Origin of the sequence: Nonomuraea sp. CA-143628, from assembly GCF_050942315.1 — a bacterium.
Lineage (GTDB): Bacteria > Actinomycetota > Actinomycetes > Streptosporangiales > Streptosporangiaceae > Nonomuraea.
Genome location: NZ_CP192072.1, coordinates 10124201 through 10146368 on the forward strand (window position 1 = coordinate 10124201; position 22168 = coordinate 10146368).

Here is a 22168-nt window from a genome sequence, read left to right on the forward strand (position 1 = left end):
AGGATGGCGGAGAGAAGGGGGGCGCCATGGTCGACAAGCCGCTCGACGAGCTGACGGCCGCGCTGCGCGCGCTGCTGCCCGCCGACTCGGTGATCACGGATCCGGTACGCCTGCGCACCTACGAGTGCGACGGCCTGACCTACCACCGGGCCACGCCGGGCGTCGTCGTACTGCCCGAGACGGCCGAGCAGATCGCCGCGGTGGTCCGCGCCTGCAACGACTTCGGGGTCCCGTTCGTGGCCCGCGGTTCCGGCACCGGTCTGTCCGGCGGGGCCCTCCCCCGCCAGGACGGGGTGCTGATCGTCACCTCCAAGATGCGCCGCGTCCTGGAGATCGACCTGCCCAACCGCCGGGCCGTCGTCGAACCGGGCGTCACGAACCTGGCGATCACCGAGGCGGTCCGCGACCAGGGCTACTACTACGCCCCCGACCCGTCCAGCCAGCAGGTCTGCTCGATCGGCGGCAACGTGGCGGAGAACTCCGGCGGCGCCCACTGCCTCAAATACGGCTTCACGGTCAACCACATCGAAGCCTGCGAGATCGTCACCCCCGACGGCGACCTGGTGACCCTGGACCGGATGGATCCCGGCTATGACCTGCTGGGCGCGTTCATCGGCTCGGAGGGCACGCTGGGCATCGCCACCAAGATCACGGTACGGCTGAGCCGCGCCCCGGAGGCCGTCACCACGGTGCTGGCCGCGTTCGAGAGCATCGAGCAGGGCGGGCAGGCGGTGTCGGCCATCGTCGGCGCCGGCATCGTGCCGGCGGCGATCGAGATGATGGACGCGCTGGCCATCGAGGCGGCCGAGGCGGCGGTGTCCTGCTCCTATCCCGAGGGCGCGGGCGCGGTGCTGATCGTGGAGCTCGACGGGCCGGAGCGGGAGGTCGTCCGGCAGTTCGCCCGGCTGCGGGAGATCTGCTCGGGGGCGTTCGAACTGCGCACGGCCGACGACCCGGCCGAGCGGGCGGCGATCTGGAAGGGGCGCAAGTCGGCGTTCGCGGCCGTCGGCCGCATCAGCCCCGCCTACATCGTGCAGGACGGCGTGGTGCCCCGCACCTCGCTGCCGGAGGTGCTGGCGGCCATCGACCGGCTGTCGGAGGAGTACGGGATCAGGGTGGCCAACGTCTTCCACGCGGGCGACGGCAACCTGCATCCGCTGGTGCTGTTCGACGACGCGGAGCCGGGGGCGGGCGAACGGGCCGAGACGGTCTCGGGCGCCATCCTCGACCTGTGCATCGAGCACGGTGGGTCGATCACCGGCGAGCACGGGGTGGGCGTGGACAAGGCGAAGTACATGCCGAGGATGTTCTCCGCGGACGATCTCGACACCATGCAGCTCGTCCGCTGCGCCTTCGACCCGAAGGGCCTGTCGAACCCGGGCAAGGTGTTCCCCACGCCGCGGCTGTGCGGGGAGGTGCCGGGGGTGCGCAAGGGCGTCCATCCGCTGGTCGCCTCGGGGCAGGCGGAGCAGTTCTGATGAAGATGGACGGGCTGGAGCGGACCGGCGTGACGGTCAGGGAGGCCGGGCCGGACGACGTCGTGGGTGGCGTGCGGCCGGGTGTGGTGGCGCTGCCCGAGTCGGTCGAGGAGATCTCGGCCGTGCTGCGCGCCTGCGCTGAGGGCGGCTTGACGGTCGTGCCCGTGGGTGGCGGCACCAAGCTGCACTGGGGCCACCCGCCTGAGCGGTGTGACGTCCTGCTCGACCTGTGCTGCCTGAACGAGGTGGTCGAGCACGCCGCGGGCGACCTCGTGGTCAAGACCCAGGCCGGGGTGACCATGGACGCGCTGGCCGACGCGCTCGCCGAGCAGGGGCAGGAGCTGGCGCTGGACGTGCCGTTCGCCGAGGGCGCCACGATCGGCGGCACGCTGGCCGCCGCGACGGCCGGGCCGCGCGCCTTCCGCTACGGTACGGCCCGCGACCTGCTCATCGGCATCACCGTCGTGCTGCCGGACGGGACCGTGGCCAAGTCGGGCGGCCGGGTGGTCAAGAACGTCGCGGGCTACGACCTCGGCAAGCTGTTCACCGGCTCGTACGGCACCCTGGGCGTCATCGCCGAGGCCACCTTCCGGCTGCACCCGCTGCCCGCCGACCACCGCTATGTCGTGACCGAGCTCGCCCAGCGGCACGTTCAGGAGGTGACCGCGATGCTGGCCGCCTCCCAGGCCGAGCCGAGCGCGGTCGAGCTCGACTGGCCCGGCGGGGACGCGCCGATCACGCTGGCCGTGCTGGTCGAGGGCTCGGCCGCCGGGCAACGGGCCGAGGCACTGTGCACGGCCATCGGCGCGGGCGCCGTCACGGACGAGGCACCCGCCTGGTGGGGGCTGATCACCGACGACGAGGTCCTGATCGAGCTGCGGTTCCCGCCCGCGCGGACGAGCGACGTCCTGGCGGAGGTACGCGACACCGGGCTCTCGCTCCGCGGCTCGCCCGTCGCGGGCCGGGTCTGGCTCCAGCCCACGGCCGAGCCGCCTGCGGACTTCGCGGGTGTCGTGTCCGGCCTGCGGGAGCGCTTGACGCCGGTGGGCGGCCGGGTGACCGTGCTGGCCGCGCCGCACGAGGGCGTGGACCGCTGGGGGCCGGTGAGCGCGCTGCCGCTGATGCGGCGGGTCAAGGAGCGGTTCGACCCGGAGCGCCGGATGTCTCCCGGCCGGTTCATCGGCGGCATCTGAGCAAGCGGCGACCAGGAGGCATTCTGAGTGAGCGGTAACCAGGAGGCATCTGGCATGACGTCCGGCGGCATCGACCCCAAGCTGATCAACGACTGCGTGCACTGCGGCTTCTGCCTGCCCACCTGCCCGACGTACACGCTGTGGGGCGAGGAGATGGACTCGCCGCGCGGCCGGATCCACCTGATGAAACAGCACGTCGAGGGCACCCCGGTGACGCCGGAGATGGCCGGGCACTTCGACGCCTGCCTCGGCTGCATGGCGTGCGTCACCGCCTGCCCGTCGGGCGTCCAGTACGACCGGCTGATCGAGCAGACGCGGGCCGAGGTCGAGCGGGTCCACGTGCGCGAACCGCGCGAGCGGGCGGTCAGGGAGATCGTGTTCAGCCTGTTCCCCTACCCGCGCCGGCTGCGGCTGCTGCGCCCCGGGATGGGGCTGGCCGAGCGGATGGCGCCGTTCCTGGGGCGCGTGCATCCCAGCCTCGGGGCGATGGCCGGGCTGGCACCCCGGGTGGAGCGCAGGCAGCGGATACCGCGGCTGGTCCGGGCCAGAGGGCCGCGCCGGGCCGTGGTCGGCATGCTGACCGGGTGCGTGCAGGGCGAGTTCTTCCCCCAGGTCAACGCGGCCACCGCGCGGGTGCTCGCGCTGGAGGGCTGCGACGTGGTCATCCCGCCCGGCCAAGGCTGCTGCGGGGCGCTCAGCGTGCACTCGGGGCGCGAGGAGCAGGCCAGGCGGCTCGCGCGGCGCACGATCAGGACCTTCGCCAAGGCGGGCGTGGACACGGTCGTGGTCAACGCGGCCGGGTGCGGGTCGTCGATGAAGGAGTACCGCCAGCTGCTGGGCGGTGAGCCGGGGTTCCGCGTGCTGGACCTGTCGGAATTCCTCGTCGAGCTGGGACCGGTGGCGGACCGGCATCCCCTGCCCGTCACGGTGGCCTATCACGACGCCTGCCACCTGGCCCACGCACAGGGGATCCGGGCCCAGCCGCGCGAGCTGCTGAAGGCGATCCCGGGGCTGGACCTGCGCGAGGTGCCGGAGTCGGCCATCTGCTGCGGCTCGGCGGGGACGTACAACATCTTCCAGCCCGAGGCCGCCCGCGACCTGGGCGATCGGAAGGCCAAGTCGGTGGCCTCGACGGGCGCGGAGCTGCTGGTGTCGGCGAATCCGGGCTGCACGATGCAGATCGCCGCCGCGATGCGGCGCGGTGGCGCGCGGATCAGGGTGGCGCACACGGCCGAGGTGCTGGACGCCTCGCTGCGCGGGGTTTCTCTTTGACCGGACGGGGGTTGGGCGGGTGAGCGTGCAGTCTGTCGAGCGGGCGCTCGACGTGCTGGAGGCGCTGGCCGAGCACGGTGGCGAGGCGGGGCTGTCGGAGATCGCGGCCAAGACCGGGCTGCCGTACGGGACGATCCACCGGCTGCTGCAGACACTTCTGGCTCGCGGCTACGTACGCCAGGAGTCGGACCGGCGCTACGCGCTGGGCGGCGGGCTGGTGCGGCTGGGCGGCATCGCCGAGAGCATGGTCGGGGTGTGGGCGCGGCCATATCTGTCGAAGCTGGTGTCGTTGTCGGGAGAGACGGCGAACCTGGCGGTGCTGGAGGGCGACTTCATCGTCTACGTGGCGCAGGTGCCGTCGCCGCGCAGGCTGCGCATGTTCGCCGAGGTCGGGCGGCGGGTGCTGCCGCACAGCACGGCCGTGGGCAAGGTGCTGCTGGCCGGGCGGCCGGCGGAGGAGGCGGTCGCGGTGTTCGTACGGACCGGCATGCCGCGCCGCACCCCCAACACGATCACCGACACCGACGGCATGCTCACCGAGCTCGGCCTGGTCAGGGACCGCGGTTACGCCATGGACCTGGGCGAGGAGGAGCTCGGCGTGCACTGCCTGGCCGTGCCCGTGCACGACGGGAACCGGGTGGTGGCCGCCATGTCGGTCTCGGGCCCGGCGGAGCGGATCGACGCCCTCGACCGGGAGGAGCTGGCCGGGGCCATGCGGAAGCTCGCGCTGGACTTCGGCGCCGAGCTCAGCCCCGTGGGCGGCGCAGGCTGAAGAAGCCGCCGCCGCCCGCGTGGTGGATGACCGCGATGCGCCCATAGGGCGAATCGAACGGCGGCACGGGCACCTCCCCGCCGAGCTCGGTGACCTTCGCGGTGGCCGCGTCGAGGTCGGCCACGTCGAAGTAGACCATCCAGTGCGGCGGCACGCCCGCCCAGTGCTCGTCCATCTGGAGCCGGCCGCAGACGGGCTCGCCGCCCGCCTTGTAGACGGTGTAGTCGAGGCCCCCTTCGACGCGCTGCAGGTCGTAGGGGAAGAGCGCGCCGTAGAACGCGTCGGCCGCCGCGCCGTCGGGGGCGTTGACCTCGGCCCAGCTCATCGCGCCCGGCTCGGCCAGCACGCCGGCGCCGATGAACGCGCCCGGCTGGTAGAGCGCGAACCTGGCGCCGGACGGGTCGGTGACCAGGGCGTAGCCCGCGACGGGGCCTTCGAGGATCTTGCCGCCCGCCGCCTCGGCCTTCGCCATCGAGGCGGCGAGGTCGGAGGTGGACAGGTAGACGGTCCAGGCCGCCGGGTCGGCCGCCTCAGGGTCGGGGGTGATCGCCGCCACGGGCTTGCCGTCGACGTGGCACATGCTCCAGCCACCCTGGTCGCGGCAGTCCCAGCCGAGGAGTTCGCCATAGAAGCGCTGGGCGGCGACGGCGTCGCGGGTGAGGAGCTGGGCCCAGCAGGGCGCGCCGTCGGGATAAGCGGTTCGGTCTGCCATGACGGCAGCGTGTCACAGGGCCCCGACAGATTAGTCGGTTGCGCTATGAGCAACACGTCCGGCGACCGCCGCGATCAGCGGGCACAACTGGGTGGGCCAGCGCATCGGCTATTACCGTTGACGGCATGTGTAGAAGCATCAAGACCCTGCGCCCGCCGTACACCGAGGACGTGACGGAAGACGACGTACGGGCGGCGGCGCTCCAGTACGTACGCAAGATCTCCGGCTTCCGCGCGCCGGCCGCGCACAACGCCGAGGCGTTCGACCGGGCGGTCGAGACGATCACGAAGGCGTCGGAGGAGTTGCTCGCGGCGCTGCAGGTGCGCGGAGGGCGTTGACACGATCCCCTGGTGAGAGAAGTCTCCCCTGTAACCGCATCCATCTCGCCAGGGGGCACCCCGTGATCAGTGGGCTGTATCAGGGTACGGACGGAGACTCGCGCCTCGAACTCCGGGTGGACGTGGACGGGGCGCGGCCCACGGGGCGGGTGAGCGGGGACCTGTTCACCACGGCCGGCGCGACCACGTCCTACGCCGGCTCGTTCGTGGTGAACACGGCGGCGGCGACGGCCGAGGGCGCGGGGACGAAGATCACCGGGCGCGGGGCGTTCTCGTTCGACACCCCGGCCAAGGACGTGACGGTCGCGATCAGCGGCACGGTGGGCAGCGCCCAGGTCGCCGGTCAGACCTATCAGCTGACGTTCTCCGGCCGCCACTTCCGGACCGTGCTCCTGGAACAGGACTCGGTGGCGGGCACCGAGCCGTTCGAGAAGTACGACACCGGCACCCTGCCCGGCCCGACCGGCTCGCCGGCGAGGGAGCTCAGCGTGGCGGCCGCCTACGACGAGGCGGGGATCCGCCTGACCGTCAATCCGCCCGGGGTGATCCCGGTCGACGGGTCGGGCGCGGACCTGGCGTGGGACGACGCCGAGCTGCATCACGCCATGACGCAGCAGTTCAGCGCGTTCGGGGACGTACCGGCCTGGCGGGTGTGGCTGCTGGTGGCCAGCAAGCACGTGGGCGGCTACCGGGGCATCATGTTCGACTACGACGACGCGCACCAGCGGCAGGGGTCCGCGGTCTTCTACGACGCGATCAAAGGCCGGACCCCGCAGGCGCAGCGCGCGCAGCTGCGCACGTACGTGCACGAGCTCGGTCACGCCTTCAACCTGCTGCACTCGTGGCAGAAGAACCTGGGCAACCCACCCCAGCCGCTCGGCCCGAACGGCGGCTTCGGCGACCTGTCCTGGATGAACTATGTCCAGAACTACCAGCCCGGCGGCGAGCCGGGTTACTGGGCCGCCTTCCCCTTCCAGTTCACCGACCCAGAGCTCGTCCACCTTCGCCATGGTTTCTACCGGGACGTGGCCATGGGCGCGAACGCCTTCGGCACGGGCGCCGCCGACATCGCGCCCTTCGAGCAGCCGGTCGTGGACCAGTCAGGGCTGCGGCTCGAACTGCGGGCCAAGGAGTCGTTCGGCTTCGGCGAGCCCGTCGTGGTGGAGCTGAAGCTGTCCACGGCCGGGGAGCCGCGCACCACGCACGGCCACCTCCACCCGGACACCGAGTTCACCCAGGTCACCATCACCCAGCCGACCGGCAGGACCGTGCTCTACCGGCCGATGATGCGGCACTGCGTCGACACCTCACCCGACATCCGGCTCGACTCGGGCAACCCGGCCATGTACCGGAGCGCCTACATCGGGCACGGCCGCGACGGGCACTACTTCCAGCAGCCCGGCGAGTACCAGGTGCGCGGCCAGTACATCGCCGCCGACGGATCCCGCATCGTCTCCCCCGCCTGCCTGGTCAAGGTGCGCTACCCGGTCGGCGCGGACGACCACCGGGTGGCCGAGCTGATGCTCGGCGACGAGCAGGGCAAGCTGTTCTCGCTGCTCGGCTCCGACTCACCAACACTGAGCTCGGGCAACCGGGCACTGGACGAGGTGATCGACAGGTACGGCGGCCACCCGCTGGCCGTCTACGCCCGGATGGTCAAGGGCCTCAACGCCGAGCGGGAGTTCAAGGCGATCACCGCCGCCAAGCACGTACGGGTCCGGCCGCCGGACCTCAAGCAGGGCATCGAGCAGCTCACCGCGGTGGCCCGTGACGCCAGCGTCGACAACATCACCCTGAACATGGTGCTGCGCCGCCTGGCCAGGGCCGAAGCCCGGCAGGGCGACCTCGATCGGGCGAACGCGGTGATGGACAAGATGGTCGCGCTGTTCCAGGCCAAGGGGGTCAACCCCATCGTCATGGGACAGATCAGGCGGCAGGCCGAGCTCACGAAGGCGGCCCTCAGCGCGGAAGCATGACCGGCTGGTCGCCCGAGCAGCCGATCCGCACTTCGACGTCGGTGCCTTCGTCCTCGTCGGCGTCGAACTCGACCTTGGCCTCCTGCCGGGGGCCCGGGTCGACATCGTCGACGGAGTAGCCCTGGGCGGGGCTCCACGAGCGCAGTGTCACCCGGCCGCCCGCGCAGGAGGCGATCACGGTGCCGCCGGCCGTACGGATGACCTTGTCGCCACGCGGGCCCGCGGACGCCTTCGGGACGGCGGTCCCGGGCGCCCGCGCAGTAGCGGTCGCGAGGGCGGCGCGGATCTCGCTCTGGCTCAGCACCCGCCCGGACGTGCCGGTGAACACTCCGCCGAGCAGCCCGAGCACCGCCACGGCCGCACCCGTCGCGGCGAGCGCGGTGGCGGCCCAGGCCAGTACGAGTCGCTTCACCACGCCAGCTTCCCCCCTCTCCGGATAAGGCCGGGTTAACGCCACGATAAGGCGACCCCGCGCATCTCCTGGCACCGTCTACCGTTGCCGTATATGGCTGACATCCTGCTCATCGAGGACGACGTGGCGATCCGCACGGCGCTGAGTCGCGGGCTGCGGGAGCTCGGTCACGCGGTCTCCTCCTCCCCCACGGCCCTGGACGGATTGCGGCTGGCCGTCGAGGACCGGCCCGACCTGATCGTGCTCGATCTGGGGCTGCCCGACCTCGACGGCGTGGACCTGCTGCGCATGCTGCGGGCGGTGAGCCGGGTGCCGGTGATCGTCGCCACCGCCCGTGACGGGGACGCCGAGATGGTGCCGGTGCTCGACGCGGGTGCCGACGACTACGTGGTCAAGCCATACAGCTCCGCGCAGCTCGACGCCCGGATCAGGGCCGTGCTGCGCCGCGCGGGCGACTCCGCGCCCGAGCCGCTGGAGGTCGGCGCGCTGCGCGTCGACCCGCGTGCGCGGGTCGCCACGATCGGCGGCGAGGAGCTGGACCTGACGCCGCGCGAGTTCGACGTGCTGCGCTACCTCGCCGCCCGGCCCGGCGAGGTGGTCACCAAGCGGGAACTGCTGACCGAGGTGTGGCAGCTCCCGTACGGCGGGGCGGACAAGACCGTCGACGTGCACCTGTCGTGGCTGCGCAGGAAGCTGGGCGAGACCGCCGCGGAACCGCGTTATCTGCACACGGTGCGAGGTGTCGGGGTCAAGCTGGTCGAACCGTCATGAGGCGCTGGCTGGCGCTACTGGTGGCCGCGACCACCTCGGTCGTGCTGATCGCGCTGCTGGTGCCGATGGCGCTGCTGATCCGCTCCGTGGCCCAGAACGGCGCCATGAACCGCGCCACCGTCGCCGCCGAGTCGGTCGCCGTAGCGGTCGGCACGCCCGACCTGGAGCTCGCGGTGGCGAAGGTCTCCTATCCCGTGACGGTGTTCATGCCCGACGGGCGGACGCTCGGCCGGGCCGCGCCCCGCTCCGACGCGGTACGGCTGGCCACGACCGGCCGCAGCGTCACCGCCGAGGCCCCGGGCGGCAGGGAGGTGCTCGTCGCGGTGCGTTCGCCGGAGGGAACGGTGGTGATCAGGGCGTTCGCGGACGAGGCGGAACTACTGCGCGGGGTTCGCGAGGCGTGGCTGGCGCTGCTGGTGCTCGGCCTGGCGCTGGCGGTACTGGGCATCGTCCTGGCCGACCGGCTGGCGCTCGCCGTGACCAGGCCGATCGACGGGCTGGCCAAGGTCTCGCACCGGCTGGCGGGCGGCGACCTGGCCGCGCGGGCGGAGCCGGGCGGCCCGCCGGAGGTGCGCTCGGTGGCGCTCGCGCTGAACCACCTGGCCGCGCGGATCGACGAGCTGCTGGCGGCCGAGCGGGAGTCGGTGGCAGACCTGTCACACCGGCTGCGCACCCCCCTGACCGGTCTCAGGCTGGACGTGGAATCGATGCGCGACCCTGAGGAGGCGGAACGCGTCGGGGCCCGCGTGGATGCCCTGGAGCGGGCCGTCAGCGCGGTCATCACCGACGCCCGCCGCCGCGCGGCCGACCGGGAGGGGTGCGACGCGGCGGCGGTGGTGCGGGAGCGGGTGCGGTTCTGGTCGGTGCTCGCGGAGGACCAGGGACGGGCCGTCGAGGTGGACCTGCCGCCCGGCCCGCTCCCCGTGGTGGTCCGCGCGGAGGAGCTCGCCGCCTGTGTGGACGCGCTGCTCGGCAATGTGTTCGCGCACACTCCCGAAGGAGCCGCCCTGTCCGTACGGCTGGCCGCCCGCCCTCCCGGAGCCGTGCTGACGGTCGCCGACGAGGGCCCCGGCTTCGACCAGGCGCTCCTCGAGCGGGGCAACAGCGCGGGCGGATCCACCGGGCTCGGCCTGGACATCGCCCGGCGCACGGCCGAGGACGCGGGCGGGCGGCTGTCGGTCTCGGCCCCGTCCGGGGGCGGGGCGGTGGTGGAGGTGACGTTAACCGGGGCTTAGCGCGGTCTTACCGGTGATCGCGATTGCGTAGGGGCATGAACACAATCACCAAGTTCGTCGCAGCAGGTGCCGGAGCCGTCGTCCTCGTCGCGGGTGGCGGCGCCGCCTACGCCGCCGCCACGACCACCGCCGCGGCTCCCAAGGTCACGGCCGAGCGGGCCATCGAGATCGCGCACCAACAGGTTCCCGGCGCGTGGGTCAAGGAGGTCTCCTACGACCGCCGCGGGAACCGGCCGGACGTGTGGGAGGTGGAGGTGGTCAAGGGCGGCGTGGACCACGAACTCGACGTCGACGCGGCCACGGGGAAGGTCCTGAGCCAGAACACCGACCGCATGGACGACGACGACTGACGCATCGGCCGGGCGCGCCACTTCTTCGAGGCGGCGCGCCCGGATCGTCAGCAGGAGTCCAGGATGCCGGTCATCGCGTCCTTCTCACCGGTGGTCAGCCACAGGTCGTACTTCGCCTTCACGTCGATCTGCTTGGCGATGTAGGTGCAGCGGTACGCCTTGCGCGGCGGCAGCCAGGTCGCGGCGTCGGAGTCGCTCTTCTGGCCGTTGAGCGGCCCGTCCACGGCCATCAGGTTCATCGGGTCGTTGGCGAACTCCTTGCGCTTGTCCGCCGTCCACTGCTGCGCGCCCTTCTGCCAGGCGTCCGACAGCGGGATCAGGTGGTCGATCTGCACGGCGGTGCTGGTGTCCTGGCCGCGCTTGAACGTGATGGTCTTGCCGCTGTAGGGGTCGTTCAGCACTCCGGTGAGGACGATGCAGTCGTGCGTGCCCGACTTGAACGTCTCGTCCTTCAGGTCGCGCTTCAGAATGTCGTTACGCGTGTCGCAGCCGTTGTGGTCGACGTCCGCCCAGGCCGGGCCGAACTTCTCCCGCTCGAAGCCGGTACGCGGCGCGCGGCCTTTGACGGCGAGCTTGGCCAGCTTCTTGCGGGCATCCCCGACGTCGGCCGACGAAGCCTTGCCCGTGTCGGCTTTGGGTGTCTGCGCATCCAGCTGCCCGCATCCCGCGAGCAATCCCACTGTGGCCAAACCGGCCAAACCCACCCGAAGCCGCACGCTCCACCCCCAGACTCAAGTTTTCGTAAAGTCTAGGTAGAGCAATTACCCCTAAGCGCCTATTTATCCCTCAAGTGCGTCAAGCAACCGTTCGGCGAGGTAAGCGGCGTAGGACGACCGCACGTAGATCCCCCGGACAAGGCCCTGGCAAGGACACATGTCGCCCGGGGAGGGGCATACCGAATCGCCACCAGCTCTCGGCCGGACCACGGACGGGGCCCAGAGCGCGCACGTCACGGCGCCCAGCGCGCTCCACCGGAGGAGCGTGTCCCTGGACAGGCCCCGGCCCCGTGCGGGGGGTGGGGCCCACCGTGCTCTGCCGTAAAAAAAGAGGATCCCGCCTTAAAGGCGGGACCCTCACGATGGGGAGAAATCCGCCTCGGAAGGCGGGACCCCTCACGATGGGAGAGCCGGGCGGCTACGAGCGCCCGTACGAGTCCTCAAGGCGCTCGATGTCGTCCTCGTCGAAGTGGCCGAAGGCGATCTCGAGGATCCGCGTCGCGGGCCCGGACGAGCTGAGCCGGTGCGTCTGCCCCTGCTGGATCAGCACCCGATCCCCCACAGCGGGCTCGATGCGCTTCCCGTCCACCTCGAACACGCACCCCGGGTCGAGCGCCACCCACAGCTCGGAGCGGTGCTCATGACGCTGCAGGCTCAGCCGCTGCCCCGGCGAGACCTCGATGATCTTCACGGTGGACACCTCGTTGAGGGTGAACCGCTCGAACCCACCCCACGGCCGCTCATCACGAATCACAGCCGCCAGCCTGTCGATGTCCTGCATCGCCCCTCCATGGAAAAGTCACGCCATAAACCCGCGCTCAAACTACCAGGCGTCCCCTGATCAGGCGGTAAGCGGTCCGGCGCCGCAGCCGGACGACGCACAGCCCAGAGACGAACGACCGACCTACTCCCAGGCCGGCGATACACGACCGGCCGACTCGCAGCCCGACGACGCACGGCCGGACGAGTTGGTCAGGTGATGAGGATGCCGCCGTCGACGGGCAGGACGACGCCCGTGATGTACGACGACGCGTCACTCGCCAGGAAGACCGCCGCGGCCACCAGCTCCGCCGCCTCCCCCACCCGGCCCATGACCACCCGCTGCGCGACCATTCGCTCCATGTAGTCGGCCTTGAACTGCACCGTCATCTCCGAGGCGAAGAACCCGGGCTCCAGGCAGTTGACCCGGATCCCCCGCCGCCCCGTCCACTGCTGCGCCAGGTCCCGGGTCAGCCCGATCACCGCCGCCTTCGACGCGCTGTAGGCGGCCTGCGGCAGCCCGGCCGTCGTCTCCGCCAGGATGCTGCCGATGTTGACGATCGACGAGCCGGGCCGCATCACCCGCGCGCACGCCTGCGCCATCCAGTAGGTGCCGTGCAGGTTGATGTCGACCACCTGCCGGAACTCCTCCGGCGTCTCCCGCAGCGCCGGCACGGCGGTGCCGACCCCGGCGTTGTTGATCAGCACGTCGACCGCGCCCATGGTCTCCACGGCCGCGTCGACCAGCGCCTGGCAGTCCTCGACCTTGGCCACGTCGGTCCGCACGGCCAGGCACCGGCGGCCGGTCTCCTCGACCAGCCGCCGTGTCTCGTCCAGCCGATCCTGTCGCCGGGCTCCGATCACGATGTCGGCCCCGGCCTCGGCCAGCCCGCGAGCGAAGGCCACGCCCAGCCCCGACGACGCGCCGGTGACGATGGCGACCTTCCCGTCGAGGCTGAAGCGTTGCAGCATCCTAGAGACCGTAATCCTTGTCGAGGCTCAAGCGTCGCAGAATCGTAGAGACCGTAATCCTTGTCGGGGCCGAAGCGTCCTAGAGACCGTATTCCTTGACGATCCGCTCGTGCCGCTCGACCTCCACGTCGACCTCCTTGGCCAGGTCGAGCCAGGCCAGCGGGTGCGACCAGCGCTCGGTGGCGTCGTCGAGCAGGGCGTCGACCTCGGTCGCCGACACGTCCGGCGGCACCGCGACCCAGCCGAACACGCCGGGCAGCGGCTCGCCGCCGGTCGGGTGGGTGACCATGTAGTTCTCGTCGCTGTAGACCCACATCGGCCAGCCGCGCTCGGCCATGACCTCGGTGAACTCCGCCCAGTCCTCCTCGCTCGGCGCGGCGCCGTCGAAGAAGTAGCTGGTGTAGCCGCCGGGGCGGAGGACGCGGACCGCGGCGAAGGGCGGCACGAAGTTCTGCTGCTCTTCGGGGTCGTCGGGGACCGGCTCCAGCAGCTGCGGGTCGAACACGACCAGGTCGCCGGCGTTGTAGTCCATGCCGCGCGGCTGCGGCAGGGCGAGCCGGGCGGTGGCCGGGCCGGTGCGGATGGACAGGATCTGCCGCTGGCCGCCGTCGGGCGCGGGGAGGATGACCCGGATCAGGCCCATCTCCTCCTCGATCGGCCCCTCGGTCGACTTGACCGGCATGCCGATCTTGGCCGTGCCCTTGCGGACGATGTCCCAGTCCTCGCTCGAGGTGGCCATGACGATCATGCGCCAGGTGTCCTCTTCGGTGATCTCGTCGATCACTTCGAGCAGCGCCTTGGCGCCCTTGGCGTTGTCGTCGAGCTGCTGGGCCGCGGTGGCGACCAGGCGGCGCGCCTCGACGCCGCCCCCGGCGGCCACGGCGTGCTCGGCCGCCTCCAGCGCCTCCGGCCAGCGCTCGCGGGCGCTGTGGAGACGGGCCATCGCGAGGTATTGGGTGTCGTGCGGCAGCAGCGCCGCCATCTGCTCCAGCCGCTCGTCCTGGCGGGCCTCGATGAGCAGCGTGGTCAGCGTGGAGACGTCGTCGGGGTCGGCGGTGGCGATGTCGCCGGAGTCGACCAGCAGCTTCCAGTAGATGTCGGCGCCCGTCGCCGGGTAGCCGAGGAAGCCGAGCGTGGTGGTGTGGCGACGAGTCGTCTCCAGGTCCTCGCCGGAGCGCGGGGCCAGCCAGCCGGTCCACCGCTCAGGGTCGGCGTTGTGGCCGTCGGCGGCGTCGAAGTAGGCGACCCGCTCCTCGACCGGGCAGGGCGCGGGCGGCTCGGTCGTCGCGTCGGCGGCGGCGCGCAGGGCGGCGATCCGCTCGGCCACGCCCGTGCTGTCGCGCAGCTCGGCGGCGGCCGACTGGGCGATGTCGGCCAGCAGCCTCGCCTGCCAGACGCCCTGCCTGCCGATGGCCAGCTCGCCGGCGACCAGCGAGAGCTCGAAGCGGGCGCGGTAGCCGCCCATCATGCCGTAGTAGTCGATCCACTGGCGCAGCACGCGGCCGAGCTGCCAGGTGTTGGTGATCTGCGAGGAGCCGGCCAGCTTGGCGACGGCGTGCGCCCACTCCACCCACGAGCGCGGGTGCTCGCCGACCACGTCGAGGTCGGGCAGCGCGTCGACGGCCTCGGCGATGCGGCCCAGCGTGGCCAGGATCAGCGCGCGGCGTACGCCGTCGTTGCGCTCCTTGGACACCGGGTCGTCGGCCTGGAAGTCGGCCGCGGCCTGAAGCGCGGCCAGCGCGTCCTCACCGCGCCCGGCGGCCAGCAGCGCGCGGGCGCTCTCGGCGCCGAGCTCCCAGCTGGCCTCGCGGTCGGCGGCGCGCAGCCGCTCGACGGCGGTCTCGGCGTAGGTGACGGCCTCGCCGGCCCGGCCCGCGTCGATGAGCGCGGCGACGTATTGCGTCACCAGCCCGGTGTAGGCGGGGTTGGCCGGCTCCAGGTCCTGGATGACCGCGTCGAGCGTCTCCAGGCGCTCGCTCGCGTAGCCCGGACCGTCGGCGTTGGCCCACGCCAGGGCGAGCGCCTCTACCGCGGCCGGGGTGGCCGGGCAGTCACGCACCTCTTCGCGCTGAGCGAACGACAGCAGGTGCTCGGCGTCACCGATCGCGACGGCACCCTGCGCACGGTCGCCCACGCGGCCGAGCAGGTGCCAGTAGCGGGCGTAGAACTCGAGCCACGGCAGCTCCAGGGCCTCCGCCTGCTGGGCGATGGCCGGAGCCATCACGTCTAGCTGGGGGTATCGCCCCTCGTAGGCCTGTGCGGGCAGGTCTCCCAGCGCCATGGCGAGCCCCACGTTGCCCGCCTCAGAAAGCTGCTGCTGGGTTTCACCGACCCAGGCCCAGATGTCCACGTCCATGAGCAGTCAGTCTGCCAGGTCAATCACCGTGCCCAAAACGCAGAAGCTCGATGAGCTCGTCCGATTCGTCATTGTTGAGTACCGAAAATACAGATGCCAGCAGATCATCGGTCGCCTCTTCGACCGCCACCCTTTTCGCGACGACAGCGGGGCTCGGCTTCTGGTACGGCTCCGGCCACGTGAAGAACTTCGCCATCACCTCACCCGTGGAGTGTCCGAAAGGCGTGCCGTCGTGGTCGGCCGCCAGCATCGCCTCCAGCGGGTCGAGGCCCGCCGCGATCACCGCGTTGGCGTGCAGCCCCCCTCGCAGCTCCCGTACGACGTGCATGAGCTGTGTGGCCCGCGCGGGCGCGTCGTCGGGCAGGGGTACGGCCCGCCACCCGGCGAACAGCGGCGCCCCGGCGGCCGGGGCCTGGGCGACGACCGGTTCGAGCAGCTCCGCGAGCCTGGCGCAGCCGTCGAAGCCGCCGAGCCGGCGCCGCCCCCACTCGTGGCAGATGTCGGCGTAGACCTCGACGGCCCGCTCGACGCTCAGCTTGCGCCCGCCGTACCAGCTCTCCTCGACGTGGGCGGCGGGGAAGAAGACCGCGACGGAGGTGACGACGTCGGCCGCGCACTCGCCGAGGACCCCGCAGCGCCCGCGGAAGTAGAACTCACGCGGGCCGAGGCCGTACTCCTCGCAGCGGGCCTTGGCCTCCCTGGAGACCATGAAGCCGCCGCCGTATTGGCCGATGGGGCCCTTGACGCGCGCCGCCGTGGTTCTGGGGTCTGCCATGTCCACCATCCCTCAGTTCGCCAAGTGGACTCAGCATCCCTCAGGAGAACATCATTCTGCAAGCATCAGGTTCCCGCCCGCGACGATCACGGCGGGGCCGGTCAGGTAGCTGGTCTCCTCGGTGAGCGTGACGACGACGGTGCCGCCGGGCACCTCGATCGTCCACTTGCCGGTGGTCTCCCCGCTCAGGCCCGCCGCCGCGACGGCGGTGGCGACCGTGCCGGTGCCGCAGGAGCGGGTCTCGCCCGAGCCGCGCTCGTAGACGCGCATGACCGCGCGGCTGGGGCCGACCGCGTTGAACAGCTCGATGTTGACGCCGCTGGGGAAGACCCCCGGGTCGAAGCCGGGCTGGTGGGTCAGGTCGAGCTGGACGACGGGGTCGCCGATGGGGCAGGCCAGGTGCGGGTTGCCGATGTCGACGTGGACGCCTTCGTACTCCTGACCGGCGACGGTGGTGACGCTGCGGCCGCGGACGACGGGCTTGCCCATGTCGACGGTGACGTCGCCGTTGTCCTCGATGCGGATCTTCCTGACGCCGCCCCTGGTCGCCACGCTGAACTCGCGCTCGCCGACCAGCCCCGTCTCGACGAGGTAGCGGGCGAAGACGCGCGCGCCGTTGCCGCACATCTCGGCCATGCTGCCGTCGGCGTTGCGGTAGTCCATGAACCACTCGGCCGTGGCGGCCTGGTCGGCCACCTCGGGGCTCAGCTTGGTGCGGACCACGCGCAGGACGCCATCGGCGCCGATCCCGGAGCGCCGTTCGCAGATCTTGGCGACCAGCACGGCGGACAAGTCGAGCTCGCCCTCGGGGTCAGGGAGGATGACGAAATCGTTCTCGGTGCCGTGACCCTTAAGGAAGCGCATTTGACCATTTTATGCGGAGCCTTGGCCGGCGATCCGCGCCAGGGACCGATCCAGCAGGTCAGGGGCGTCGTAGGGCAGCCAGTGGACCCGCGGATCGCGGCGGAACCACGACTCCTGGCGGCGGGCGAAGCGCCTGGTCGCCCGGACGGTCTCGGCGAACGCCTGCTCCTCGGTCCACTCGCCATCAAGGAAGCGCGCCACCTGGGCGTAGCCCAGCGCCCGGCTCGCCGTACGCCCCTCGGCCAGGCCCTGCCCGAGCAGCGCTCGCACCTCGTCGACCAAGCCCGCCGCCCACATGCGCCCGACCCGGACCTCGATCCGCTCGTCGAGCTCCGGCCTGGGCACCTCCAGCCCGATCTGCACGCTCGGGTAGAGCGCCTCGAACGACGGCATGGTGGCCGAGAAGGGGCGGCCCGAATGCTCGATCACCTCCAGCGCGCGCACGATGCGGCGGCCGTTGCTCGGCAGGATCGCCGACGCGGCGGCCGGATCGGCCTCCCGCAGCCGCTCGTACAGCGGGGCCGGGCCGCGTTCGGCCAGCTCGGCCTCCAGCCGGGCCCTGATCTCCGGGTCGGTGCCGGGGAAGTCCAAGTCGTCGATGGCCGCGCGCACGTAGAGCCCGCTGCCGCCGACCAGCACCGGTGCGGCGAGTGACTCGATGAGCGGCCTGGCCAGCTTCTGGTATTCGGCCACGCTGGCGGTCTCGGTGACGTCCCAGATGTCGAGCAGATGGTGCGGCACCCCCCGCCGCTCGGCCGGGGACAGCTTCGCCGTGCCTATGTCCATCCCTCGATAGAGCTGCATCGAGTCGGCGTTGATGCACTCGCCCCCGAGCCGGAGCGCGAGATCCACGGCGAGATCGGACTTTCCGGCGGCCGTGGGGCCCACGACGGCGATGACTGGTTGGTGACGCACACCGACAAGTGTGTCAACTGTCCGCGTATGGACAGACCGGCTAGAGATCGAGAAGCGTCGGCTGCAGGTATCCCTCGTGGGTCAGCAGCCAGCGCTTGGTCTCCACGCCCTCACCGCCGCTGAAGCCGCCCAGCCCGTTGCCCGCGACGACGCGGTGGCAGGGCACCACGATCGGGATCGGGTTCGAGCCCATGATCGAGCCGATGCCGCGGGCCGGCACCCGTGAACCGCTCCGCTCGGCCAGCTCGCCGTAGGTGACGGCGGTGCCGTACGGGATGCCGTGCAGGGTTTTGAGCACCTGCCGCCGCGATCCGGCGGTCAGGCGCCAGTCGATCGGGGTCTCGAACGTACGCAGGTCGCCGGCGAAGTAGGCGTTCAGCTCGGCGACGGCGAACGCCGTGCGCTCGGGGTCGTCCACCTCGGTCAGGTCCGCGAGCCGCTCCCCCGGATGCGTCCGGGAGCCCCATCCCGTGGCAGCCAGGCCGACCTCGGTCACCGCCAGCACGAACGGCCCCACAGGCGTCGGCACTTCGGCGAACGCGACCGTACCCATCATGTCCTCCCCCGGGGGAATTGCTCCCGGCATAAACACTAGGCGACTCCGGGATGGCCATGTGGCAAAGGCTCTTCAGGGCCGGGAATCCGTGTTGTTACCGTCCCACCATGTCAGCACCGAACGCCGCCGCACTTGACCGGATCCCCGGCTGGTTCTGGCCCGCCGACCAGCGCCTTTTCGGCTGGTTTCTGTCAGCCGACGCGCCGGGCGACCTCCTGGAACTCGGGACGTACCTCGGCAAGAGCGCGGTCCTGATCGGCGGCCACCTGCGTCCGGGCGAGACGTTCACGGTCTGCGACCTGTTCGAGTCGGAAGCTCCGGACGCCGCGAACGAGGCCGAGACCACCGGCTCCTACTCCACCCTCACCCGGCAACGCTTCGAGCAGAACTACCTGAGCGTCCACGACAGCCTGCCGCAGATCGTGCACGGGCCGACCTCGGTGATCCTGAACCACGTCAAGGCGGACTCCTGCCGGTTCGTCCACGTCGACGCCTCCCACCTCTACGCGCACGTCAAGGAGGACGTCCTGGCGGCGCGTACGGTGCTGCGGAGCGACGGGATCGTCGCCTTCGACGACTACCGCAGCGAGCACACACCGGGCGTCGCGCTGGCGGTCTGGGAGGCGGTCGCCGGGCTCGGACTGTCGCCGATCTGCGTCAGCTCGCAGAAGTTGTACGCCACATGGGGCGATCCCGCCCCCGTCCAGCGGCGCCTGCTCGCATGGCTGGCAGACACCCCCGAGCTCTGGCACACCACGGACATACTCGGCGAACGCGCACTCGTCCGGGTCAACCAGCGCAAGAAGCCCGCCGCACCGGCCGGTGAGCTGGGCGAGCTGGGCAGACTCAGCGCCGAGCTCCGGCGTACGGCGGCGGACCTGAAGAAGACCGCGGCCGAGTCCCGCACCACCGTCCAGGCGCTGAAGACGGCCACCAAGGAGATCAGCCTGGTCGGTCCCGTCGTCCACCGCGCGGTCCGCTGGACCCGCAGACGCCTCACCCGGCGCTGACGGTCTACCATCGCGCTCGTGTCATCCCGTGAACTCGTCATCCTGGGAACCTCCAGCGCGGTTCCCACGCGCCACCGCAACCACAACGGTTACCTACTGCGTTGGGACGGCCAGGGGTTCCTGTTCGACCCGGGTGAGGGCACGCAGCGGCAGATGGTGCACGCGGGCGTCAGCGCCAACGACGTCCACTGGCTGTGCCTGACCCACTTCCACGGCGATCACTGCCTGGGCGTGCCCGGTGTGGTGCAGCGCATCGCGCGTGACAAGGTCCGGCATCCCGTACGAGCGGTCTATCCCGCCTCCGGCGCCGGCTACTGGCAGCGGCTCCGGCACGCCGCCGTCTTCGCCGACACCACGGTCATCGAGGAGCAGCCGGTCAGCGGCGAGCAGGCCACGATCGGCCCGCTGACCGCCCGCCGCCTGTCCCACCCCGTCGAGTCCTACGGCTACCGCCTCCAGGAGGCGACCAGCCGCCGCATGCTGCCCGACAAGCTCGCGTCTTTCGGCATTCGCGGGCCGGAGATCAGCGAGCTCCAGCGCACCGGGTCCGTACGCGGCATCACGCTCGACCAGTGCAGCGTCCCCAAGCCGGGCCAGAGCGCCGCCTTCATCATGGACACCCGCCTGTGCGACGCCGTCTTCGAACTCGCCTCCCGCACCGACCTGCTGGTGATCGAGTCGACGTTCCTGTCCGCCGAGAGCGCCCTGGCCAAGGAGTATGGCCATCTCACCGCGTTCGAGGCCGGTCTCGTGGCCGCCGACGCCGGTGTGCGCCGCCTGGTGCTGACCCACTTCTCCGAACGTTACGGCTTCGCCGACGAGCCCGCCTTCCTCAGCGACGTACGGCGTAGCTACGACGGCGAGGTCATCCTGGCCCGTGACCTGATGAAGATCCCCGTGCCGCGACGACGGCACCCGTAGGTCACGGGACCAGCGGGCGCACCTCTTCGGCCACGAACCGGACGAACCCCTCGATGTCGGGCTCATCGGCCGTCGGCTGAAGCACCACGGTGTCGCCCCCGGCATCCGCCAGCCGTTGTACGGCCTCGGCCACCGTGCCCGCGTCCCCGGCGACTCCGAAGTCCGGTTTGCCGGCGTCGCCCCAGCGCTCGAGCTCGGCCTTGAGCCGTCCGGCTGCGTCCGGCCCGGTCGCCGTGTGCAGATGGACGATCACCTCATGGCGGTCGGTACGCCCGGCCGCCGCCCGCCCCTCGTCAATCAGCCCGCGGGCCCGCCGTACCTCGTCGGGCGGAGTCCCGGCGACGAGAATGGTCCCGTCGGCGGCCTCGCCGGACAGGCGCAGCGAGCGCGGCCCGATCGCCCCGGCGAGCACCGGGGCCGCCGTCTCCGGCGGCCAGTCGAGGCCGACGTCGTCGAGCCGCACGTAACGGCCCTCCACGGTGACCCGCTCACCGCGCAGCAGCGCCCGCAGGGCCGCGAGGTGCTCGCGCAGCAGGGTCACGGGCGAGTCCACCCGCGCGCCCGCCTGCGCCATCCACTCCTGTACACCGTGGCCGACGCCCAGCACGACCCGCCCCGGGAACAGCCGGTGGAGCGTGGCCACCTCCATGGCGGTCAGAGCGACGTTCCGCAGAGGCACCGGGAGCAGTCCGACACCGACACGCAGCCGCTCGGTCCAGGCCAGGGCCGCGGCCGCGCTGGCGATGCCGCTCTGGGAGAAGCAGTCCTCCCAGAGCCACAGCTCATCCAGTCCCGCCTCCTCCGCGGCGCGGGCCACGCCGCGCATCCGTTCGGGAGGTAGCTGAGGCCGGAACACGGCACCGAGAGCAGTCATGAGATCTTTCCTACCCGCCCGCCCCCGGTCCGGACAACAGCCGCTAGACCAGGATCCGGGTGAGCAGGGCGTGCAACTGGTCGCGCTCGGCGGCGTCGAGGGGGGCGAGGAGCTCGTCCTGGATGGCTCGCGCCTCCCGCGTCAGGCGGGTGAGCTCGCGCCGTCCCCCGGCGGTGATGGTAACGGTGGTTCTGCGGCGGTCGGCGGGGTCGCGAGCGCGGTCGACGAAGCCGGGCGCCGAGAGCTCGTCCAGGACCTTGACCACGTCGCTGGGGTCGATGCCGAGCCTGGCCGACAGGTCGCGCTGGGCGTGCGGCCCGAAATCCGCCAGCGCCGCCAGCACGGCCATGTGCCACATGCGCAGCCCATCCGCCGCCAGCCGCGCGGCCAGCCGGCCTCTGGCCGCCTTCCCGGTCTTCGACAGCAGGTACGTGGTGAGTCCGAGCAGGCTCGGCGGCAGCGCTTCCATCCTGAATATTGTAGGGTCAGCCCCAATAATAGGTCTCCACCCACTATTTCAGGAGATTTCCTGATGGACGTGCTACATCCTCGGCTGCTGGTCTCGGCGTTCGCGGAGTGCTTCGCCTTCTATGACGCGGTCCTGCCGGAGCTGCTCGGGGCGAGCCTGGTGAAGGGCGACCCTGACGGTCCCTACGCGCACTGGGATGTGGGCTCTGAGGGGGTGCTGTCGATGCTCGACCGCGACCTCATGCCCGAGGCCGCCGGCGCCCTGCCGGTGAACGCCGCCGCCCAGGATCGCGTCATGCTCGTCAGCCGGGTGGCCGACGTCGACCGGGCGTACGCCGTCTGCCTGGCCCACGGCGGCCGGTCCGTCACGGAGCCCGCGGACCGGCCCGGCTGGGGCGTGCGGGCCGCTCACATCCGTGACCCGGAAGGCAATCTGGTGGAGTTCCAGTCCTACTGAGCGGGTACGCGGTCAC

24 protein-coding genes are annotated in these 22168 nt (G+C 71.5%); 12 read left to right on the top strand and 12 right to left on the bottom strand.

Annotated features, from left to right (window positions below):
- The first annotated feature begins 26 nt into the window (after positions 1-26).
- From ACQP2T_RS45830 to ACQP2T_RS45845, 4 genes are read left to right on the top strand one after another with little or no spacing between them, the layout of a single operon-like run.
- Complete coding sequence (locus ACQP2T_RS45830; RefSeq protein WP_433519921.1) at positions 27-1478, top strand: FAD-linked oxidase C-terminal domain-containing protein; 1452 nt, start codon at positions 27-29, stop codon at positions 1476-1478.
- A complete protein-coding gene (locus tag ACQP2T_RS45835) occupies positions 1478-2671 on the top strand; it encodes an FAD-binding oxidoreductase (protein WP_433511118.1) in 1194 nt (397 codons plus the stop codon). The genes ACQP2T_RS45830 and ACQP2T_RS45835 overlap by 1 nt, the downstream gene beginning before the upstream one ends.
- A 54-nt stretch (positions 2672-2725) precedes the next feature.
- The gene (locus tag ACQP2T_RS45840; protein ID WP_433511119.1) at positions 2726-3943 is read left to right on the top strand and encodes a (Fe-S)-binding protein; all 1218 of its coding nucleotides are present in this window, start codon (positions 2726-2728) and stop codon (positions 3941-3943) included.
- 19 nt (positions 3944-3962) lie between these two features.
- Positions 3963-4715, top strand: a complete 753-nt coding sequence (locus ACQP2T_RS45845; RefSeq protein ID WP_433511120.1) for an IclR family transcriptional regulator — start codon at positions 3963-3965, stop codon at positions 4713-4715.
- On the opposite strand, the gene ACQP2T_RS45850 is transcribed toward ACQP2T_RS45845, so the two are convergent.
- A complete protein-coding gene (locus ACQP2T_RS45850; RefSeq protein WP_433511121.1) occupies positions 4690-5427 on the bottom strand; it encodes a VOC family protein in 738 nt (245 codons plus the stop codon). The genes ACQP2T_RS45845 and ACQP2T_RS45850 overlap by 26 nt on opposite strands.
- A gap of 125 nt (positions 5428-5552) precedes the next feature.
- On the opposite strand from ACQP2T_RS45850, the gene ACQP2T_RS45855 reads away from it, so the two are divergent.
- Positions 5553-5765, top strand: coding sequence for a DUF2277 domain-containing protein (locus ACQP2T_RS45855; RefSeq protein WP_225290696.1), 213 nt, complete (start codon positions 5553-5555; stop codon positions 5763-5765).
- 62 nt (positions 5766-5827) lie between these two features.
- Positions 5828-7741 carry a hypothetical protein gene (locus ACQP2T_RS45860; protein WP_433511122.1) on the top strand — a complete coding sequence of 638 codons (1914 nt, stop codon included), beginning with the start codon at positions 5828-5830 and terminating at the stop codon, positions 7739-7741.
- Here the strand turns inward: ACQP2T_RS45860 and ACQP2T_RS45865 are convergent.
- A complete protein-coding gene (locus ACQP2T_RS45865) occupies positions 7725-8153 on the bottom strand; it encodes a hypothetical protein (RefSeq protein WP_433511123.1) in 429 nt (142 codons plus the stop codon). The genes ACQP2T_RS45860 and ACQP2T_RS45865 overlap by 17 nt on opposite strands.
- Before the next feature lie 93 nt (positions 8154-8246).
- Between ACQP2T_RS45865 and ACQP2T_RS45870 the strand changes: the two genes are divergently transcribed.
- From ACQP2T_RS45870 to ACQP2T_RS45880, 3 genes are read left to right on the top strand one after another with little or no spacing between them, the layout of a single operon-like run.
- Positions 8247-8924, top strand: a complete 678-nt coding sequence (locus ACQP2T_RS45870) for a response regulator transcription factor (protein ID WP_358535460.1) — start codon at positions 8247-8249, stop codon at positions 8922-8924.
- Positions 8921-10159: an ATP-binding protein gene (locus ACQP2T_RS45875; RefSeq protein WP_433511124.1), complete on the top strand. Its 1239-nt coding sequence runs from the start codon at positions 8921-8923 to the stop codon at positions 10157-10159. Before ACQP2T_RS45870 ends, ACQP2T_RS45875 begins: the two co-directional genes overlap by 4 nt.
- A 35-nt stretch (positions 10160-10194) precedes the next feature.
- A complete protein-coding gene (locus ACQP2T_RS45880; RefSeq protein WP_433511125.1) occupies positions 10195-10509 on the top strand; it encodes a PepSY domain-containing protein in 315 nt (104 codons plus the stop codon).
- Between the two features lie 47 nt (positions 10510-10556).
- Here the strand turns inward: ACQP2T_RS45880 and ACQP2T_RS45885 are convergent, their stop codons facing one another.
- From ACQP2T_RS45885 to ACQP2T_RS45920, 8 genes are all read right to left on the bottom strand, one after another.
- On the bottom strand, positions 10557-11225 hold the full coding sequence (locus tag ACQP2T_RS45885; RefSeq protein WP_358535453.1) for an HNH endonuclease family protein: 669 nt from the start codon (positions 11223-11225) through the stop codon (positions 10557-10559).
- A gap of 418 nt (positions 11226-11643) precedes the next feature.
- Positions 11644-12006: a phosphomannose isomerase type II C-terminal cupin domain gene (locus ACQP2T_RS45890; protein ID WP_214638474.1), complete on the bottom strand. Its 363-nt coding sequence runs from the start codon at positions 12004-12006 to the stop codon at positions 11644-11646.
- Between the two features lie 191 nt (positions 12007-12197).
- On the bottom strand, positions 12198-12956 hold the full coding sequence (locus ACQP2T_RS45895) for an SDR family NAD(P)-dependent oxidoreductase (protein WP_433511126.1): 759 nt from the start codon (positions 12954-12956) through the stop codon (positions 12198-12200).
- Positions 12957-13035: 79 nt separating this feature from the next.
- Positions 13036-15312 carry a tetratricopeptide repeat protein gene (locus ACQP2T_RS45900; RefSeq protein WP_433511127.1) on the bottom strand — a complete coding sequence of 759 codons (2277 nt, stop codon included), beginning with the start codon at positions 15310-15312 and terminating at the stop codon, positions 13036-13038.
- Positions 15313-15331: 19 nt separating this feature from the next.
- The gene (locus tag ACQP2T_RS45905) at positions 15332-16087 is read right to left on the bottom strand and encodes an SCO6745 family protein (protein ID WP_433511128.1); all 756 of its coding nucleotides are present in this window, start codon (positions 16085-16087) and stop codon (positions 15332-15334) included.
- A 51-nt stretch (positions 16088-16138) separates the two neighbouring features.
- Positions 16139-16951, bottom strand: coding sequence for a diaminopimelate epimerase (gene dapF / locus ACQP2T_RS45910; RefSeq protein ID WP_433511129.1), 813 nt, complete (start codon positions 16949-16951; stop codon positions 16139-16141).
- 9 nt (positions 16952-16960) lie between these two features.
- Positions 16961-17866, bottom strand: a complete 906-nt coding sequence (miaA, locus tag ACQP2T_RS45915) for a tRNA (adenosine(37)-N6)-dimethylallyltransferase MiaA (protein WP_433511130.1) — start codon at positions 17864-17866, stop codon at positions 16961-16963.
- Positions 17867-17906: 40 nt separating this feature from the next.
- Positions 17907-18422, bottom strand: coding sequence for a methylated-DNA--[protein]-cysteine S-methyltransferase (locus ACQP2T_RS45920; RefSeq protein WP_357947070.1), 516 nt, complete (start codon positions 18420-18422; stop codon positions 17907-17909).
- 107 nt (positions 18423-18529) lie between these two features.
- On the opposite strand from ACQP2T_RS45920, the gene ACQP2T_RS45925 reads away from it, so the two are divergent.
- Positions 18530-19432 carry a class I SAM-dependent methyltransferase gene (locus tag ACQP2T_RS45925; RefSeq protein ID WP_433511131.1) on the top strand — a complete coding sequence of 301 codons (903 nt, stop codon included), beginning with the start codon at positions 18530-18532 and terminating at the stop codon, positions 19430-19432.
- Between the two features lie 18 nt (positions 19433-19450).
- Entirely contained in the window at positions 19451-20353 is a 903-nt protein-coding gene (locus ACQP2T_RS45930; RefSeq protein ID WP_433511132.1) for a ribonuclease Z, read from the top strand.
- A gap of 1 nt (position 20354) precedes the next feature.
- Here ACQP2T_RS45930 and ACQP2T_RS45935 read toward each other — a convergent pair whose 3' ends face one another.
- Together ACQP2T_RS45935 and ACQP2T_RS45940 are read right to left on the bottom strand one after the other, a co-directional pair.
- Entirely contained in the window at positions 20355-21227 is an 873-nt protein-coding gene (locus ACQP2T_RS45935) for an LLM class flavin-dependent oxidoreductase (RefSeq protein WP_433511133.1), read from the bottom strand.
- A gap of 43 nt (positions 21228-21270) precedes the next feature.
- The gene (locus tag ACQP2T_RS45940; protein WP_433511134.1) at positions 21271-21696 is read right to left on the bottom strand and encodes a MarR family winged helix-turn-helix transcriptional regulator; all 426 of its coding nucleotides are present in this window, start codon (positions 21694-21696) and stop codon (positions 21271-21273) included.
- Positions 21697-21759: 63 nt separating this feature from the next.
- Between ACQP2T_RS45940 and ACQP2T_RS45945 the strand changes: the two genes are divergently transcribed.
- Positions 21760-22152 carry a VOC family protein gene (locus ACQP2T_RS45945; RefSeq protein WP_433511135.1) on the top strand — a complete coding sequence of 131 codons (393 nt, stop codon included), beginning with the start codon at positions 21760-21762 and terminating at the stop codon, positions 22150-22152.
- The last annotated feature ends 16 nt before the right edge of the window (positions 22153-22168 follow it).

What these genes read in the sequence shown, in the direction of transcription:
- ACQP2T_RS45935 (WP_433511133.1), bottom strand. Translation starts at nt 21,227, where the DNA reads ATGACTGCTCTCGGTGCCGTGTTCCGGCCTCAGCTACCTCCCGAACGG.
- ACQP2T_RS45835 (WP_433511118.1), top strand. Translation starts at nt 1,478, where the DNA reads ATGAAGATGGACGGGCTGGAGCGGACCGGCGTGACGGTCAGGGAGGCC.
- ACQP2T_RS45895 (WP_433511126.1), bottom strand. Translation starts at nt 12,956, where the DNA reads ATGCTGCAACGCTTCAGCCTCGACGGGAAGGTCGCCATCGTCACCGGC.
- ACQP2T_RS45900 (WP_433511127.1), bottom strand. Translation starts at nt 15,312, where the DNA reads ATGGACGTGGACATCTGGGCCTGGGTCGGTGAAACCCAGCAGCAGCTT.
- ACQP2T_RS45830 (WP_433519921.1), top strand. Translation starts at nt 27, where the DNA reads ATGGTCGACAAGCCGCTCGACGAGCTGACGGCCGCGCTGCGCGCGCTG.
- ACQP2T_RS45855 (WP_225290696.1), top strand. Translation starts at nt 5,553, where the DNA reads ATGTGTAGAAGCATCAAGACCCTGCGCCCGCCGTACACCGAGGACGTG.
- ACQP2T_RS45890 (WP_214638474.1), bottom strand. Translation starts at nt 12,006, where the DNA reads ATGCAGGACATCGACAGGCTGGCGGCTGTGATTCGTGATGAGCGGCCG.
- ACQP2T_RS45925 (WP_433511131.1), top strand. Translation starts at nt 18,530, where the DNA reads ATGTCAGCACCGAACGCCGCCGCACTTGACCGGATCCCCGGCTGGTTC.
- ACQP2T_RS45870 (WP_358535460.1), top strand. Translation starts at nt 8,247, where the DNA reads ATGGCTGACATCCTGCTCATCGAGGACGACGTGGCGATCCGCACGGCG.
- ACQP2T_RS45875 (WP_433511124.1), top strand. Translation starts at nt 8,921, where the DNA reads ATGAGGCGCTGGCTGGCGCTACTGGTGGCCGCGACCACCTCGGTCGTG.
- dapF (WP_433511129.1), bottom strand. Translation starts at nt 16,951, where the DNA reads ATGCGCTTCCTTAAGGGTCACGGCACCGAGAACGATTTCGTCATCCTC.
- ACQP2T_RS45850 (WP_433511121.1), bottom strand. Translation starts at nt 5,427, where the DNA reads ATGGCAGACCGAACCGCTTATCCCGACGGCGCGCCCTGCTGGGCCCAG.
- ACQP2T_RS45880 (WP_433511125.1), top strand. Translation starts at nt 10,195, where the DNA reads ATGAACACAATCACCAAGTTCGTCGCAGCAGGTGCCGGAGCCGTCGTC.
- ACQP2T_RS45940 (WP_433511134.1), bottom strand. Translation starts at nt 21,696, where the DNA reads ATGGAAGCGCTGCCGCCGAGCCTGCTCGGACTCACCACGTACCTGCTG.
- ACQP2T_RS45920 (WP_357947070.1), bottom strand. Translation starts at nt 18,422, where the DNA reads ATGATGGGTACGGTCGCGTTCGCCGAAGTGCCGACGCCTGTGGGGCCG.
- ACQP2T_RS45840 (WP_433511119.1), top strand. Translation starts at nt 2,726, where the DNA reads ATGACGTCCGGCGGCATCGACCCCAAGCTGATCAACGACTGCGTGCAC.
- ACQP2T_RS45905 (WP_433511128.1), bottom strand. Translation starts at nt 16,087, where the DNA reads ATGGCAGACCCCAGAACCACGGCGGCGCGCGTCAAGGGCCCCATCGGC.
- ACQP2T_RS45945 (WP_433511135.1), top strand. Translation starts at nt 21,760, where the DNA reads ATGGACGTGCTACATCCTCGGCTGCTGGTCTCGGCGTTCGCGGAGTGC.